Origin of the sequence: Bacillus cereus group sp. BfR-BA-01524 (assembly GCF_022662595.1) — a bacterium.
Taxonomy (GTDB): Bacteria; Bacillota; Bacilli; order Bacillales; family Bacillaceae_G; genus Bacillus_A; species Bacillus_A thuringiensis_S.
The window spans coordinates 1-17031 of sequence record NZ_JAKUDW010000028.1 but is presented as its reverse complement, the minus strand read 5'-3'; the positions used below and the strand labels follow the sequence as shown (position 1 = coordinate 17031).

Below are 17031 nucleotides of genomic sequence, written 5' to 3'. Positions count from 1 at the left end.
TACATTAACCTTTAATTGTTAATGATAATCGATTTCATCTAGGGAGGACATATGATACATACTAAAAAACTCATTATGTTCTGCATTATGATACTCATGGTTGTAATTGCAGGATGTAGTAAAGAAGAGAAAAAAGAAAATGATATATCAGTGAAAGCAAAAGATTCATATACAGTAAAGCATGCAATGGGCGAAACGACAGTAAATGGTACACCTAAAAAAGTTGTTGTTTTAACAAATGAAGGTGCAGAGGCTCTCCTAGCTGTGGGTGTAACGCCAGTGGGGACTACGAAACCACGTGCTGGTGATGAATGGTATCCTCATGTAGCGAAAGAGTTGAAAAATACGGAAGTTGTAGGAACTGAACGTGATATTAATTTAGAAGCAGTAATGAAGCTTAAGCCAGATTTAATTATCGGAAATAAAATGCGTCACGAAAAAATATATGATCAGCTAAAAGAAATCGCACCAACTGTTTATGCAGAAACATTACGCGGTGATTGGAAAGAAAACTTTACGCTTTATACAAAAGCTGTAAATAAAGAAAAAGAAGGGCAAAAAGCTCTTGATGATTATAAAAAACGTATTGAAGGAATGAAAGAGAAGTTAGGCGATAAATTGAATTCTAAAGTTTCTATTATTCGTTTCGTGCCAGGTGATGTTCGTATTTATCAAAAAAACTCATTCTCGGGAGTTGTTTTAAATGATATTGGATTTAAACGACCACCATTACAAGATAAAGATGATTTTGCGATAAAAGGAATTACAAAAGAGCAAATTCCAAATATGGACGGAGACTACTTATTCTATTTCACGTCTGATAAAGATGCAGATAAGAATAATGAAGGAAATTCGTTAGCAAAGGAATGGACAGAAGATCCACTCTTTAAGCAACTTCAGGCTTCTAAAAATAATAAAGTATTCCAAGTAGATGAGGTAATCTGGAATACAGCAGGCGGTATTAAAGCTGCGAACCTTATGTTAGATGACATTGAAAAATATTTCCTTAAATAAATGATTAAATACATCACTTTTACGAAGTGATGTATTTTTTGTTTGTGAAAATACAGAAAATTCCTTCTTTCAGGGTGACATAAGTTGTACAATAAAATCAATCATGTGATAAAGGAGTGGGGAAGAATGAAAGCTACTCACAAAGATTGGATCTTGTTTAATGGAAGAATAATTAATACGAAGGAAGAACAGCCGATGGTCGCATTAGAAGAGCGTGGTTTCCAATTTGGTGATGGTATTTATGAAGTATTTAGACTATACGATGGAAAGCCTCATTTATTAGATTTACATTTGGAACGATTCTTTAACTCTATGGCAGAAATAAAACTAATTCCACCATTTACGAAGGAAGAATTAGTGGAAGAGTTACATCAAATGATTGAAAAAAATCAATTTCAAGAAGATGGGAATGTATATTTACAAATATCAAGAGGTGCACAACCACGCAATCATGTATATGAATCAGATTTACAACCGACATATTTTGCAAATCTTGTTTCGTTCCCAAGACCAGTGGCTTCAATGGAGGCAGGGATTAAGGTAACAGTAGAAGAGGACATTAGGTGGAAGTTTTGCCATATAAAATCTTTAAATTTGCTTCCTAATATTATGATCAAAAATAAAATAAATGAACAAGGGTATCAAGAAGCAATATTAGTACGGGATGGCATTGTGACTGAAGGGTGTCATTCCAATTTCTTTATCGTGAAAAATAATAAGTTAATTACACATCCAGCGGATCATTTAATTTTACATGGTATTACACGTCACTACGTGATTACATTAGCGAAAGAGTTACATATCGAAGTAGAAGAACGAGAGTTTTCATTACAAGAAGTATATGAAGCTGATGAGTACTTCTTTACAGCGACGCCACTTGAAATATTCCCAGTCGTTCAAATTGGTGATGAACAGTTTGGAGCTGGTGAAAGAGGACCAATTACGAAAAAATTACAAGTTGCATATGAAGAGAGTATTCGTTTGTTTAAAGTGACAAATTAATCATGAAGAAAAAAGCTGGTATTCTTCCGGCTTTTTTTCATGATATAATTCAAGCGTAGGACAAGTTTTGAAAACGCTGTAAAAAGGGGATTTAATATATGAATTATGAAGATTTTAAAGAAGTAATTCACGGAAGACGAAGTGTTAGAAAGTTTACAGATCAAGAAGTATCTATTAATGATATAAAAGAAATAATTGATTGTGCTCGTTACGCACCGAGTGATACGAATTCACAAACGTGGGAATTCTTGGTTATTATGAATCGAGAGAAGATTAAAGAAATTGAACAAATGACATGGGGTGCATTACATAAACTTGCGACAAAAGCAGCAGAAAATGGAGAAGAGAAAGCAGGGAAATTACTTACACGTTCTTTCGGACCATATGCGACAGCTTTCTCTGAGGCACCAGTATTAATCGTATGTTTGGCAACACCATATGAATCAAAGTTTCGTGAAAAGATATTTGATCCAATTGCTTTTGTTCCAGATTCAGTCTGGGAAGAAGAAGGGATTAAGAGTAGCTGTTTAGCTGCACAAAACTTAATGTTAGCTGCACATGCAAAGGGACTTGGTACTTGTCCAATGACAGGGCCAGTATTGTTAGCTCAAGATGAACTGCGCCAATATTTACAAATTGAGCCTGAAAAACAAATAAATATGGTTATTTCACTCGGATTTCCGAAAGATAAGCCAAAAAAGCTTCCAAGAAAAGAAGTAGAAGAAATCACAACATTTGTTTTTTAAAGTGCTACATAGAAAAGACATTGGACATATCAATGTCTTTTTATTTTTGAGCGGGTATTATATCGATTTGTTGGGCTAAAATGATAAATAAGAAGGAATTACTATTTATTTCATAAAAAAAATTAATGTTCTATTAAGGAAAGTATGATACATTAATCGTGAGCAAGCTTCTATATGTTCATAAAAGTTTTAAATGTTGTCTTAAAATTTAAAAGTTATTTTTGTATAATAAATTATAATCAAATGACAGGGGGGATGGATTTTGAAAAAATTCATAATCACTGGATTGTCTGTATTGTTATTAGTAGGTTGCGGTGCTCCACAGGAAAAAGAGGACGCGCAATCAAAACAGGAAGAACAAGTTGTAAACGCAAGTGATGAGAATATGGTTGTATTTCCTGAAGGTGCAATGTCAATTGGAGAAGGGAAAGTAAAAGTTATTACTCCAGATGGTACTTCTGAAAATGGCAATATACCGACTGTATTCATCAAAAAGGATACTTTAATTCAGCAAGTTGAATTAGAACTTTCTAATTTTCAAGGTGATAAAGAAACATTCATATTTGTAGATCAAATGTATACAGATAAACATCAAGTAACTAGTACAACGCAGACAACAGTACAATTAAAAGAAAAGACGCTAGAAACAGGTAGTCATACAATTACTGCAGTTCAGTATGAAAATAATGATCCGAAAGGAAAAGTTATTAGTTTTAATCAAGCGACGTTTGAAACAAAACCAGCGTCTTAATATGAATAAAAAGTACATTACTCAAAAAGTAATGTGCTTTTTTGTTTGGACTAGAGTGTGCAAGAGTGACTAACTTGTTTCGTTTTCTAATACGATTAAGAAGGAAGAAATCACTTGTTTCTACTATCACAGAGAAAGAGGTTGAAGATGTGAATCGGTGTGTTCTTTTCTTCGTGATTAGTATAATACTGTAAGTAATGTAGTTTACGATCCAAGAAGTTATTCAAATTATGCTTAATTATCGAGTTTGTGATTTCGTAATAGGAGCTAGTTGTTTTACCATTGTGTATCTATTATATCCCGCATTAATGGGCAGTAAGACCTCGCCTTAAAACTCGGGGTATATGTGAGGAGATTAGGTGGGAGATCAACTGTCCGATTGGTTTAACTAATAATCATTGGAGATGAACAAACTCTCCAATGATTAAAGTTTCACTTTATGATAAACTCGAATTAAGGTAAGTTTTACAAGAAAAATGTAGGTATTTCATTTGAAATGTCGAATAGTACATACGATGTCGTAATAACAAATTTTCTATTGTTTACTGTGAAACAGAAGAAGGAGAGATAGTAGTTATGAAACGAGCTCTTATTAATATTGATTATACATATGATTTTGTAGCGGAAAAAGGTGCTTTAACTTGCGGAAAACCAGGCCAAGAAATTGAGAAGGAAATTGTACATATAACGACGCAATATATTGAAAATGGAGATTACGTTGTCTTTGCGATTGATAAACATGAAAAAAATGATGTATATCATCCAGAATCAAAATTATTCCCACCCCATAATATAGCTGGTACAAGTGGAAGAGATTTGTTTGGGGAATTACAAGATGTATACGAAACATATAAAAATGCTGAAAATGTATATTACATGGATAAAACACGATATAGTGCATTTGCAGGAACCGACTTAGAAATGAAGTTAAGAGAAAGAGGAATAGAAGAAGTTCATCTTGTAGGTGTTTGTACTGATATTTGTTTATGAATATTAGGAATCCACTTTCCGTTTAAAGCTTATTATTACAGTAATATCTCATAATAATCCTTCAATTAACTATCTGTTTGCAATTGAAGGATATGGTTAGCATTTATTAATCACTAATGTTAAAATATGTATGTGAAAGCAAAGAAATTATTTAGCTAATAACAGAATCTGAAAAGATTCTTTAGAACAACTAATTAGTATTTTGTATCTTGTTGTAGTTTAATGGGGCGTGACAAAATCTTGATATTATATGCATAAAAACAGACTCTAGAATGAGCTATTTTTTTCGTAGTTAAACAGAACGTATGTTCATTCGGTGAAACCATTTCTTTTTTACACAGTAGTAGTATCCTAAATTGCAAATTAAAAAACATTGAGATAGGAGATGAATTAAGTTGAAGACAAGATTTGAAGACATTGTTAGGATTGGTGAAATTGGTAGAACAAACAGAATGAAACTAAATGAATTACTTGTTTTGGCAAAGGCAGAGGAATTAGTTCCTGCGAGCGAAGATAAGGAACGAGTAATGGTTATTGGGATTGACTTTCAAAATGATTTTATGGAAAACGGAGAATTAGGGGTTCCAAATTCTCATCGGGATATTCGAAATATCACAAATTTTATCTATAAGAACTTAAATAAAATTACCACTATCGCAGTGTCATTAGATACCCATGACTTACATCAAATTTTTCACCCTAGTTGGTGGGTGGATAGAGAAGGGAATCACCCAGTCCCATTTACTATTATTACAACAGATGATGTAGAGAAGGGAATTTGGATAGCGGTGGAAAAGCAAAAAGAAAGCTTAGACTATCTGCGTAATCTCGAAAAAATAGGTAAGAAGCAACTGTGTATTTGGACGTATCACTGCATTGAAGGAACTAATGGGGCGGCATTAGAAGGCCAATTTTCTAATATGATTCATTTCCACTCTATTGCTCGAAACACTAAAATAGAAAAAATCGTAAAGGGACAAAATCCTTTAAGTGAAATGTATGGAATGATTAAGCCTGAATATGCAGTAGGCGATGAAGGGAATTATGAATTTTTAAATTCATTAAAATCTTACCAAAAAATTATTATTGCAGGAGAAGCCAAATCTCACTGTGTCTTAGAATCAGTAAAGCAAATTGTGGAACATTATACAGATGACCGTTCTGTAACCTCCAATATTTATCTATTAGATGATTGTATGAGCTCTATTCCTAGTTATGAAGAGGAAACAAAAAAAGCATTTGAGCAATTAAAACTAACATATGGAATTCATATTGTTAATTCAACGGATTTGCCGCTTTAACAGCTATGAAAGAATCATTAGAACTGGGTTTTATAAAGTGAAACACTTTTTAATGGAGGTGCTCATGGATGGGTATTTGGAACCCAAACATCTCCAAAATGACTGAAACAAAAAAACTGGAAAGCTAATTAAAGAAATAGGGCGTTAGGGGAATAAGGTGCCTAAGGAAGAACTCTGAATGGGTTCTTTTTCTTTGGTTATCATCTTTTGCTAAGTTTGAGACAATATTTTTTTGTGAAAATGCAATGCATCAAAGATTCAAGATTGAGATAAGAAACTAACCTTGCTTATCTAAACTTAAGTAAATTATAAGATGGTGACAAATGAATATATCAATTAAAAAATTAATTTTAGGTTGTTAAAATATATTTTTTGTAAGTATATCAGGACATATTTAACAATTGTACATAAAAAGCTATTCTATACTAAATATGTACATATCTATCACCTCGATATAATAATCCTGTATATAACGTTTATGTAATGAATGAACGTTGTTAAACATTGTAAATTCATAAAATATACCTTAAGATAACTATATGAAAATATTATAAAAGGGTGGTCTTATGCACAATTCAAAATCTCCGTATATCTCAAGAGTCAAAATAACAAATTTTAGAAACTTCAAAGACATTGATGTTAATTTAAATCATAAACAAATTATTATTGGTGAAAATAATATAGGAAAAACAAATTTTTTAAGAGCCATACAAATAATTTTAGACCCTAAACTCTCTGATGAAGACCGTTTTTTATTAGATACAGATTTTTTTGATGGATTGTCAGAACCAATGAAAAATCGTGAACAGATTGAAATCTCAATAGAAATTCAAGGGTATGACCGCAAAAAAACAATTTTATCTACCTTAGATGCAGCTACAGTTTCAATATCTCCAAAAACTCTTAGGCTAACATATAGGTATTTTCCAAAGGTAAAAGAAGATGGAACACATGACTATCAATTTATTATTTTCCAAGGTGAAAAAGAAGAGATACCATTCACACATTATCACCGGAGATTTTTAAATATAAATGTTATACATGCAATGCGTGATGTTGAATCTGAAATGAAACATATAAGAAAGTCCCCTGTTAACCAGTTATTAAAACAATACGATATCAGAAAAGAAGAACTAGCAGAAATAGCCTCTGCACTTAAGCAAAAAAGTGACGAGGTGCTTTCAATTGATGAGCTAACAGATTTAACAAATAAAATAAGTTCAAGATTTTCAAGCATTATCGGTAATCAAGTTGATTCAACAGTTTCTTTAGAAACTATAGATTTTAATCCTAACAGAATCTTAAATACATTAAAATTAATGATTGGAGAAAAAAAACGACATACAGGTGATACAAGTTTAGGAATTAACAATATCCTTTATATTTCTCTAATATTATTAAGCTTAGAGGATAATACTATTCCCTCAATTATCAAAGCAGATAAATTTCAGCAATTATTAATAGAAGAAAGTAGTACAATTTTAAAAGATTGCTATGAACAAAATCAAAAGCAAAATTACATATTAAAAACAGAACTATCCGATGAAATGCAGGCAGAACTTTATACTTTTATGGATACTTATTATTCTTCTAATAATGGCTGTACAATCTTGGCAATTGAAGAACCGGAATCTCATTTACATCCTGCACTTCAAAGAGTTATTTATAAAGATGTAATAAATAAAGATACATCTATTCTAATGACAACTCATTCTCCTCACATAACGTCGGTTGCGCCTATAGATTCTATGGTACATTTACGCCATACCAGTGAGGGGACTAGTATAAATACTACTGCTTCCTTAAAACTTGAAACAAGGGATAGAAAAGATTTAGAACGTTATATAGATATTAAAAGAGGAGAAATATATTTTGGCAGGGGTGTAATTTTAATAGAAGGTGTTGCAGAAGAATATTTAATTCCGAGTTTTGCAAACAAAATGGGCATGCCTTTAGATAAAAAAGGAATCATTTGTTGTAACGTTAATTCAACAAACTTTAAGCCATACGTTAAATTTCTTGACGCTTTAGATATTCCTTTTGTCGTTATAACCGATGGAGATTACTATGTAAACGTGAAAACGGTAAAAGAAGTGCAAAAAGGAGAAAAGGTTGAAAAAGTAGAAAAGGTTGAAAAAGATTTTGGTAAACTACAAGAGGATAGCCATGAAAGTTTTGGTTTTGATGGCTATGATAGAATGCAAGAATTGCTAATTGATTTAAATAAACTTAGTGAGGAACAAATTCCAGAAGACTATGCTGACCAAGGTACCCTGTTTTCTTCATTTGGCTTTTTTGTAGGATATCATACTATGGAAATTGACATTATGTCCCAAATTAAAAATTTAAAACCTGAAAGGGATATTATAAATACAATCTTTTGTGAACTTACATCAGGAGGAGAAAGACAGCAGCAAAACTTCAAGCTTGAATTAGAACAAGGAAAGTATGTTGATTGCTTAAAGAAAATTGAAAGTAGCCATTCTGCGATTGGTAAAGGAAGATTTGCACAACATTTATCTATTGAATGTACTGAAAACCATATACCCGACTATATACGGTTAGCAATAGAATCAATTTATAAAAGAGTGGATGAACTCTAATGGACTTATATCTACAAAAAATAACGCAGATACAAGAAGACCCAGACCAGCTAGCAGCATTCAATTCCAATATTAGCACAGTTGTAAAAGCTGGACCTGGTAGTGGTAAAACAACTGTATTAACACTAAAAATACTTAAGTTGCTAAACGAAAGAATACATGTACCGAGAGGCTTAGGTTGCATCACATATAGTAAAGAAGCAGCAAAGGAATTTACTAGTCGATTAAAAAAGATGGGATATCAAAAAAGAGCAAATGTAAGCTTGGGTACTGTTCATGCATTTTGCATTTCTCAAATCATTATGCCATATGCTCATCTTTTTAAAGATGATTTTCCTTTACCTATAGACTTAATTGCAGATAGTGATAAATATAAGTTATTTCTCTCTATTTTAGAGGATTTTAATATTAATCCAAACAACTTAAAATTTCAAGAAATGGAATCAGAGAGAAGTCATTCTGTCACGGGCTTTAGTAAAGTAAAAATAGATAAGAATCACATAGCGGAAAAAGTGGCAATCGAATATGAAAAACGGCTTAAACAGTTAGGGAAAACAGATTTCATTGAAATTGTTAAATATTCAAACCAATTAATTATTAGAGAGGAATATGTCCGTAAATGCCTTGAAGCCAAATTCCCTTGGATTCTCATCGATGAATATCAAGATTTTGGAAAACCCCTTCATGAAATGGTTCTATCTCTTATTAATTTAACTAATATTAAAATATTTGCAGTCGGAGACCCCGACCAGAGCATATACGGATTTAATGGTGCTCATCCATCTTATTTCCTTGAACTTTATGATTCTACTAAGCTGCTATCTATAGACTTGAAAACAAACTACAGAAGTAATCAAGACATAATAGATGCTTCTTCTATAACATTAAATATTGATGACCGTGAGTATAAAGCAGGTGCTAGAATAGAGGAAAAAGGTATTTTTCATTTTATTCAATGTGAAAATGAACTTGATGAACAATATAAATATGTTGTAGATACTATAATTCCTAATTCTCAAAAACAAGGAATCCCTTTAGAAGAAATATGTATTATAGTAAAAGATAAATATGTGGTTGAAGGTTTACGTAAAGTAATGGAAGAAAAGAGCATTCCTTACTATATTGCAAAATTTGAATTTTCTAAGAGTGAAATTGTATTATGGTTAAAAGATTGTGCAATCTGGTTAGTAAATAACTTTTCAGGTTTCTTTACTAGTATTTCAGATTTTTGGATTCAATTACTAGAGAGCCATCTAGGAATATTGTCTGAAAACGAAAAAATAAAAGAAAAGAAGAAATTGTATGATACTTTAATTGTGAGTAAACAATCTAATGATTCATTAAATAACTGGTTAACGTTTATAGTGGCTCGATTAAATTTACATTGTGTTTTAAAACAATCTGAAAAGTTCTTTGAAGAAGCTCATATTTTAGAAAAACTACTACAATTCGCCACTAATGGTGAATTTAAATCGTACAGTATTAAACAGTTTTCTCAGATTGGTAAGCCTGAAAATCAAGTTACAATATCGACCAGACATAGTTCTAAAGGTTTAGAGTTCGAGGTTATAGTAATACTAGGAATGGAGCAAAAGGTATTTCCAGATTTCAGAAATTTACAAGATACAGAAAAGCTCAATGAAGAGCGTAGAGTTTTTTATGTGTGTATTACAAGAGCGAAGCGAGAATGTTATTTATTGATGTCAAAAAATTATACAAAAGACACATCAAAAGGAACATTCACTTTTAGACACTATCCATCAATATTTTGGAAAGAAATGTATCAAGTATGTAATAAAAAGAATCTTTCTCATTCGACTAGTTAGAAACATATTGTTTCGTATACCAAAATTAGGGGAATGTGCAAATTTTGATTTCCATTGAAAAAAACAATCAACTTAGGTATTCTTCCAGATTCTCATAAAAAACAATGCAATTCATTTATTTACCAAGACCTAAAAACTAAAAATCCTTAAAAAAGGTAAGTACATATTAGTCATGTATAATATATACTTACTTTTTTTCTTGTTCAACGAACCCGCTAATCACCTATTTCACACGCGGCACCATAAATTAGGGGGGGCGTTCTACCATAAGAATTAAAGAACCAGCTTTATATTTCAATGTGTTTCTAATGGTATCTTCCCAATATCCGAAACACCCACATGTTCATATTTAATCACTTTAAAGTCAGGAATTTCTAAAGTGATTGTATCAAAACCATATGGTGAGTTATGTGCACTCTCAAAAGTTACAATTTGAACAGTTATTTTGTATGTATCATTAAATTCATCTCGAATAATATCTATAATCCTTGGGGAAGTATAGAGTCTTCCATGAGGATAATACGTTCTTGTTGCTTTGAGTATCTCTAGTTCGATAGCCCTCAAAAATGCCTGTTCGAGTATAGTTGCACTACCGCCCGTAGGAAGTTTCTTCTTCTCAATTTTTGCGACTTTCCAGATGTCACTTTCTTTTTTTAGTGTATATAACAGATTTAATCCATCTAATTTGACTGCGTGTATATAAGCAATGTTTTCTTTAACATAAATCCTTGGTTCCCTAACCCATGTCCATATATCATCCTGTAATACAGATAAAAGCTCCTTACCTAAAGGTGAAACTTCTTCTTTATCATTTTATAGAAGGGAAATTCCCTGAAGAAGTAGATATCTTTAACCCCTTTTAAATCAGTATCGAAATAATACTTATTGATAAATTCTTGGCTCGGCGCTTCTTTCTTTGCAAAAACAGTAGAAGTAGTCATTAAAAATAAAATACTGAAAATAATACATAATATTTTTTCAAATAAGCTCACCTACCTTTTCTTGGTATGTATTTTCCCCAACAAAACCAAATACAACACTCTAATTTATTTGAGTTGAATGGATTAATTTCCTTAGGAATTGCTGGATTAATATACTTTTTACAAACAAAAATGGACCTTTAAAAGAGGTTCTTTATTTCTTACAAAAAATTAACACTTTAACATAGCCATTATTTAAAATAAAAAGTTTGCTGAGTTCCTCTTTTTTCGACAAAAACAGACCTGGTTTTTTGGTAATATGGAACAATAAACCAAACTATAATAGGTGATTTTAAAATGGATAATATAAAAAATGAAGAATTGGTAGAAATTGAGGAACCTACATATAATACAAGGGCTACAAATTATCAATTATTGGTAGGAAACTACATTGCCCCAATTGATAGGTTGAAAATTATTTCTCCGAATGATTTTGAAGAATTGATAGAAGAATGGATATATGGCTATCTTCGTACGAAATATGAGAAGGTAGTACGTGTGGGTGGGGCTGGAGATAAAGGTAGAGATGTAATAGCATTTGAAAAATATTCAAAAGATGGAAATGAAGTATGGGATAATTATCAATGTAAGCACTATAATGCACCTCTAGCGCCAAGTCAAATATGGGTAGAATTTGGAAAGCTTTGCTATTATACATATATAAATGCATATAACATCCCCAGAAGATATTACCTTGTAGCTCCTCAGGGAGTTGGCGGGAAATTATATGATTTTATTATGAAGCCAAAAACTTTAAGAAAAGAACTAATAAAAGAATGGGATAGGCATTGTTTAAAAAAGATTACAAGTACAAAAGAGGTTAAGCTGATAGGAGATTTCTATAAATATGTTGAAAATTTCGATTTTTCAATCGTGGATGTAATTGACCCAATTAAGTTAATTGAACAATACCAACAAACAAATTATTTTCCGCTTAGATTCGGTGGGGGACTGAAAAAAATGCCTGAACGTCCTAAACAGGCTCCTAGCGAGATAAAGCAAGAAGAAATACTATATGTTCGGAAACTCTTTGATGCTTATGCCAATCACAAAAAAAAGAAAATAACTAGTTTAGAGGATTTAAAATCATATAATTTTTTATTGAATCATTTTAACAGGCAACGCATTTATTTTTATCAAGCTGAATCTTTAAAGGTATTCGAGAGGGATTCCATGCCTAATGGAATTAATGCATTTGATGAATTAAAAACGGAAGTATTTCATGGAATCGTCGACACTGTATATACCAATTATCAAGATGGATTTGAGAGAATAAAAGCGGCAACGCAACAAGCTAGAAATCTTATCATTAGCGGAGAGAACATTTTTAGTAGTCTTATTAATGGAAATGATAAAAATGGAATTTGTCATCATCTTGCTAATGAAGAAAATTTAGAAGAAGAAATAGTTTGGGTGATGGATGATGAAGAATAAATTTGTTTCTAAACGAAATGTAGATGTATTTAATACGCCCATTGAGGTTGGATTAAGGGCTTTGATAATACTAAATGAGTTATCCGGAAAGCCTATGGATTTAAATCAATTGGTTATCTATGATTATATGGTAACTCATAGTAATGATGTAGATGATAGTACGGAAAGTTTGCACCCTTCTATTCCAAGTCGCTCTGGTGAAATTGTTATAAAAAGAAAGGTTATGCAGGAAGGAATTAATTTAATGTATTCTAGAGAGTTGCTGGATATCGAATATACGAAAAACGGTGTTTACTATAAAGCTAATGAATTAACTGTATACTTCATTAAACACTTAGCTTCTACTTATGCACAAAATGTAATTCAAAATGCACAAAAGATAAGTGAACAGTTTAAACGATATTCAGAAATGGAGCTATATGAATATATTAATAGAAATATTAGTAAATGGGGTAGCGAATTTACCAAAGAATCATTGGTAAGGGGTGGATTTAGTGAATAATGTAGGTTTTTATATTAAAAAGATAATGGTATATGGAGAGAATATGGAGGCCGCTGCTGTAGATTTTGAAAAAGGGCTCAACATTATTTCAGGACCTTCTGATACAGGTAAGTCTTACATTTTTCAATGCATAAACTATATGTTAGGTTCATCAGATAAGCCAAAGGAAATTGATGAGAGTATAGGTTATTCCTCGGTGTTTATGGAGATTGAAACATATAGTGGGGATACATATACTCTTAAAAGAGTCGTTGGGAAGAATGAAGTGAATGTATATAAAACAGCCATTTGTGATATTAAAAAAGCTACTCCAATTTCTCTAAAGTGCAAACACCATAAGGAAAAAAAAGATAACATATCTGCTTTTCTATTAAAAAAATCGGGATTTAATCATCCAAGTTATGTTAAAGAGAAGAAAAGTGGGGAAATAAGAACTTTAAGTTTTAGAGATTTTCCTACTTATATTGCTATTAGTGAGGGGAAAATTATTAAAGAGGTCTCGCCTATTTTATCGGGACAATACACGAAAACTACGGTAGAACAGTCTATTTTTAAGCTAATGATTTCTGGTTTAGACGATAGTGACCAAGAAGGTATTCAAAAAGAAGATATTTCGTCTAAAACTAAATTACAAGGACAAAAGGAATTATTAGAGAGGCTTATACATCAAGAGGAAAAAGAGTTATTAGATTTTTCTATTGGGCATTTAGGTACAGAGTTTGTATTGGATAATAAAATGCGGGAAATTCAGGATGAGCTAAATAGCATTAATGAAGAAATAAATAATCAGACTACGCTTAGAAGAAGTAGCTGGAATGAAATTGAGGAAGATAAGTCGAAATATATCGCTGTGTCTGAATTAATAAAGAGATTTCAGCTACTGGAAGAACAATATAATTCGGATTTAGAAAGACTTATTTTTGTTAGAGAAGGGAACTACTACTTCTCTCAGTTGAACTTTGCGGTATGCCCTTTTTGTAATCAGAGAGTGGAGAATACCTATTGTAATGGTGGAAAGCATGATTTTAATCAAACAGATACAAATTTAGCCGAATCTATAGAAGCAGAAATGAATAAAATAAAACTTTATTTATCGGATTTACAGTCTACAATTAAGGAAACTGAAAGTGAGCAGGGGGAGTTATATAACAAAATAGAAGAGAAGAAGTATAGGTACAATCAAACTAATGATAGAATTAATTTGATGCTAGAACCGCGAGAAACGAATCTTAAAGAGCTTCTTAATAACTATATACTTGAACGAGACTTGTTAGCTAATTATGAAGTAAGAGTAGCTAAAGTAGCCGATATGAATAAAGAAAAGAAAATAATTGAAGATAAACTCAAAAAGCCATCGCAAACAGTAACGAATGATGAGAACGAAGGCTTAATATTAGAGGCTCTCAAAGATTTTTGTGAGTATATGTCTAATACCTTGAAAAGATGGAAATTCTCTAAGAAACCAATTGTTACTTATGAAAAAGGCCATTTTTATGTAGATTCAAAACCAGCTAAAGATTATGGAAAAGGATATCGTTCTATTATTTATAGTGCGTTTGCCATTTCTCTAATGGAATTTTGTAAGGAAAATAATAAACCACACCCTGGTTTTGTTGTTCTAGATTCGCCATTAACTCCTTATCAGGGGAAAAAGTTGACTAAAAATGATGAATTGAGTGAAGAAGTTAAAATGGATATTCAATCAGCGTTCTTTAAGGATTTATCTTCAATAAAGAAAGATATGCAGGTAATTATATTTGAAAACAAAGAACCTAATGGGAAAATTAAAGAGAAAATTAATTATATTGAATTTACCAAGGATGAGAGTTATGGAAGATACGGTTTTTTTGCTAGGAATAGAATTTTCTAAGAAGAAAAGAATTGTTGATGAACATAAAGAAATAGCAGATTTAAAACAATAATGTATATCTAAGAATTAATAGACAAATGGGGTAGAGGATAAAATATGATTGATAAAAATAAAAAAGTAATTAGAAGTTTTTTGAAGGCCGAGAGGAAAATTGAAACGCCTATGGGAGATATAAAAGTAAAGAGAGAAATTGGTGAAGGAGGAAACGCAATTGTTCATACTGCCGACTTCGGAAAAAATGAAGTAGCTATAAAAATATTGGCAGAAGAAGTGGGAGAAAACTCTACAAAATATAGACGGTTTTTAACGGAATTTAAAGAAATTGTACAGTTAGCTGAAACTAGAGCGGTAGTCCCAATATATTATTATGGTCATTTGACAATTGAGGAAAAACAATTTCCATACATATTGATGAAAAAGTATCCTTATACATTAAAATCATGGCTAAAAACCGTGGAAATTAATAATTTCAATACCTTAAACCCTATATTATATAATCTTTTTAAAATTGTATCAGTTATCCATAAGCGAAACATAGTGCACAGGGATTTGAAACCAGAAAATATTTTGGTTGCTACTGATGGGAAGATGGTTTTAGCGGATTTTGGCATTTCGTGGTTTGACCCTGAATTTTATGAAAGACATGCCCAAACAAAAAAAGGTGACAGAATGGCTAATTTTGATTTTTCAGCACCAGAACAGTTTCAAAAAGAAAATACTCCGCATTGTACAATGGATATATTTGCTTTAGGACAAATTATTACATGGATTATTATAGGAAGTGCTGCTAGAGGAGATAGAGCTTCTCTTACGGCTCAAGATTCATCTTATGAAGTTATTGAACCGATAGTAAAGAAAATGTTAAGCCATTCTCCTAAAGAGCGTTTTCAAACAATCGAAGAAATAGAGAGGGCATTGATTGAAGGGTTGAAGAAACCGAATAGTGTTGAGGATGAAATAGATATATTAAATAATAATTTAAGTGTATTTGATAAATTATTAAGAGTCTCTTTCCCTGGAAAGAATGGTTTAGTAGAAGCGGGGAATCAAGAACGGATTGATTTTGTTATGAATCAGTTAATTGCTGTAAGGGATAATATAAATCTTTGGTGGACGCAAGGTTTTAGCAGTTCACAAATTCATTCTAATTTATCTAAGCTGGATGATGAAACGTGGATAATGGATGGGATTGAAATTCAGATTGATAAATTATGGGCATTAAAATATTCTGGCTCAATTGATAAACAATGTTTATTGATAAAGACGAAGACAATGCCACGCTTTGGAATTTATGAAGAAAGGGAAGATGATACTATGGAAGAAGCGGCATGGTTTAGGGATAGATACATCACAGACGCTGAGTACGACGATGGGGTTGCTAATATTGATGGGGAAAGCGTGTTATTAGAGGGAGCGGCAGAACATCGAATTAGAAACCTTTTACCGCAATATTATTTTATTGGGACTGAATATCATCCAATTATATCATTGGCAAATGAGCCAGAAGTGTTTAGTATTCATCAGAAATTACTTGAGGACGGTGAGTTAAAAGAAGAAGATATTAATACTCTTTTTAGACTAAAAAAGCGCAGAATCTTACGATATTAAGTTGAATTTGTCGGTGGGAAAATGGAGAAAAGAAGTATTTATGTGATGTAAATTAATATTGGATGTTGATATTACAAGAAGTTCAGGTAATACTTTTCTTGAAATTTATGAAGGATTACACGATGAAAGGTCCTTCTCTTGTATCTCTTGGGGTGGAAGTGATTTATTTAGGTTGGGAATTGTTTAAGATAAAGAGCATTGTTGATGAACATAATGAAAATAAAGAAGTTGTAATGAAAAATGATAATGGAAAAGAAATAATTGCAATAAATATTCCAAAAAGCCACTTCCAGTTGAAGTGCACCCCAATTGTTAGACACAGTCTAACAATTGGAGGTGCATTTTTTATAGCTAAATTTTCTTCAAAAGAAAAAATCCAAGCGGTGAAACGATATTTAGATGGT

13 protein-coding genes and 1 pseudogene are annotated in these 17031 nt (G+C 31.7%); 13 read left to right on the top strand and 1 reads right to left on the bottom strand.

Annotated elements, in window-relative coordinates:
- The first annotated feature begins 51 nt into the window (after nucleotides 1-51).
- The 8 genes and pseudogenes from MR170_RS12335 to MR170_RS12300 all read left to right on the top strand — a co-directional run bounded on the left by MR170_RS12335 (nucleotide 52) and on the right by MR170_RS12300 (nucleotide 10233).
- Entirely contained in the window at nucleotides 52-1014 is a 963-nt protein-coding gene (locus MR170_RS12335) for an ABC transporter substrate-binding protein (RefSeq protein WP_088114344.1), read from the top strand.
- Nucleotides 1015-1140: 126 nt separating this feature from the next.
- A complete protein-coding gene (dat, locus tag MR170_RS12330) occupies nucleotides 1141-2016 on the top strand; it encodes a D-amino-acid transaminase (RefSeq protein WP_242308357.1) in 876 nt (291 codons plus the stop codon).
- Nucleotides 2017-2114: 98 nt separating this feature from the next.
- On the top strand, nucleotides 2115-2762 hold the full coding sequence (locus MR170_RS12325) for a nitroreductase family protein (RefSeq protein ID WP_016081776.1): 648 nt from the start codon (nucleotides 2115-2117) through the stop codon (nucleotides 2760-2762).
- A 262-nt stretch (nucleotides 2763-3024) separates the two neighbouring features.
- Nucleotides 3025-3513, top strand: coding sequence for a putative periplasmic lipoprotein (locus tag MR170_RS12320; protein WP_242308355.1), 489 nt, complete (start codon nucleotides 3025-3027; stop codon nucleotides 3511-3513).
- Nucleotides 3514-4089: 576 nt separating this feature from the next.
- A pseudogene (locus MR170_RS12315) lies at nucleotides 4090-4500 on the top strand (cysteine hydrolase family protein); the annotation flags it as partial.
- Nucleotides 4501-4898: 398 nt separating this feature from the next.
- A complete protein-coding gene (locus tag MR170_RS12310; protein ID WP_242308353.1) occupies nucleotides 4899-5804 on the top strand; it encodes a cysteine hydrolase family protein in 906 nt (301 codons plus the stop codon).
- 566 nt (nucleotides 5805-6370) lie between these two features.
- Entirely contained in the window at nucleotides 6371-8407 is a 2037-nt protein-coding gene (locus MR170_RS12305; protein ID WP_242308352.1) for an ATP-dependent nuclease, read from the top strand.
- Nucleotides 8407-10233 (top strand): ATP-dependent helicase, encoded by a 1827-nt coding sequence (locus MR170_RS12300; protein ID WP_242308351.1) that lies wholly within the window; start codon nucleotides 8407-8409, stop codon nucleotides 10231-10233. The genes MR170_RS12305 and MR170_RS12300 overlap by 1 nt, the downstream gene beginning before the upstream one ends.
- A 294-nt stretch (nucleotides 10234-10527) precedes the next feature.
- On the opposite strand, the gene MR170_RS12295 is transcribed toward MR170_RS12300, so the two are convergent.
- Nucleotides 10528-10797 carry a DUF3888 domain-containing protein gene (locus MR170_RS12295; protein WP_242308350.1) on the bottom strand — a complete coding sequence of 90 codons (270 nt, stop codon included), beginning with the start codon at nucleotides 10795-10797 and terminating at the stop codon, nucleotides 10528-10530.
- A 713-nt stretch (nucleotides 10798-11510) separates the two neighbouring features.
- Between MR170_RS12295 and MR170_RS12290 the strand changes: the two genes are divergently transcribed.
- The 5 genes from MR170_RS12290 to MR170_RS12270 form a co-directional block, all read left to right on the top strand.
- Nucleotides 11511-12647, top strand: a complete 1137-nt coding sequence (locus MR170_RS12290) for an ABC-three component system protein (protein WP_242308349.1) — start codon at nucleotides 11511-11513, stop codon at nucleotides 12645-12647.
- On the top strand, nucleotides 12637-13149 hold the full coding sequence (locus MR170_RS12285) for an ABC-three component system middle component 2 (protein WP_242308348.1): 513 nt from the start codon (nucleotides 12637-12639) through the stop codon (nucleotides 13147-13149). Before MR170_RS12290 ends, MR170_RS12285 begins: the two co-directional genes overlap by 11 nt.
- Nucleotides 13142-15019, top strand: a complete 1878-nt coding sequence (locus MR170_RS12280; RefSeq protein ID WP_242308347.1) for an AAA family ATPase — start codon at nucleotides 13142-13144, stop codon at nucleotides 15017-15019. The genes MR170_RS12285 and MR170_RS12280 overlap by 8 nt, the downstream gene beginning before the upstream one ends.
- A 96-nt stretch (nucleotides 15020-15115) precedes the next feature.
- Nucleotides 15116-16627 (top strand): protein kinase domain-containing protein, encoded by a 1512-nt coding sequence (locus MR170_RS12275; RefSeq protein WP_242308346.1) that lies wholly within the window; start codon nucleotides 15116-15118, stop codon nucleotides 16625-16627.
- Between the two features lie 122 nt (nucleotides 16628-16749).
- Nucleotides 16750-17031 (top strand): hypothetical protein (locus MR170_RS12270; RefSeq protein WP_242308345.1); only part of this gene is annotated, 282 nt, incomplete at its 3' end.

Bases quoted from the DNA above. Each gene is read 5' to 3' on its own strand.
- MR170_RS12335 (WP_088114344.1), top strand. From the start codon at position 52: ATGATACATACTAAAAAACTCATTATGTTCTGCATTATGATACTCATG.
- dat (WP_242308357.1), top strand. From the start codon at position 1,141: ATGAAAGCTACTCACAAAGATTGGATCTTGTTTAATGGAAGAATAATT.
- MR170_RS12325 (WP_016081776.1), top strand. From the start codon at position 2,115: ATGAATTATGAAGATTTTAAAGAAGTAATTCACGGAAGACGAAGTGTT.
- MR170_RS12305 (WP_242308352.1), top strand. From the start codon at position 6,371: ATGCACAATTCAAAATCTCCGTATATCTCAAGAGTCAAAATAACAAAT.
- MR170_RS12300 (WP_242308351.1), top strand. From the start codon at position 8,407: ATGGACTTATATCTACAAAAAATAACGCAGATACAAGAAGACCCAGAC.
- MR170_RS12290 (WP_242308349.1), top strand. From the start codon at position 11,511: ATGGATAATATAAAAAATGAAGAATTGGTAGAAATTGAGGAACCTACA.
- MR170_RS12285 (WP_242308348.1), top strand. From the start codon at position 12,637: ATGAAGAATAAATTTGTTTCTAAACGAAATGTAGATGTATTTAATACG.
- MR170_RS12275 (WP_242308346.1), top strand. From the start codon at position 15,116: ATGATTGATAAAAATAAAAAAGTAATTAGAAGTTTTTTGAAGGCCGAG.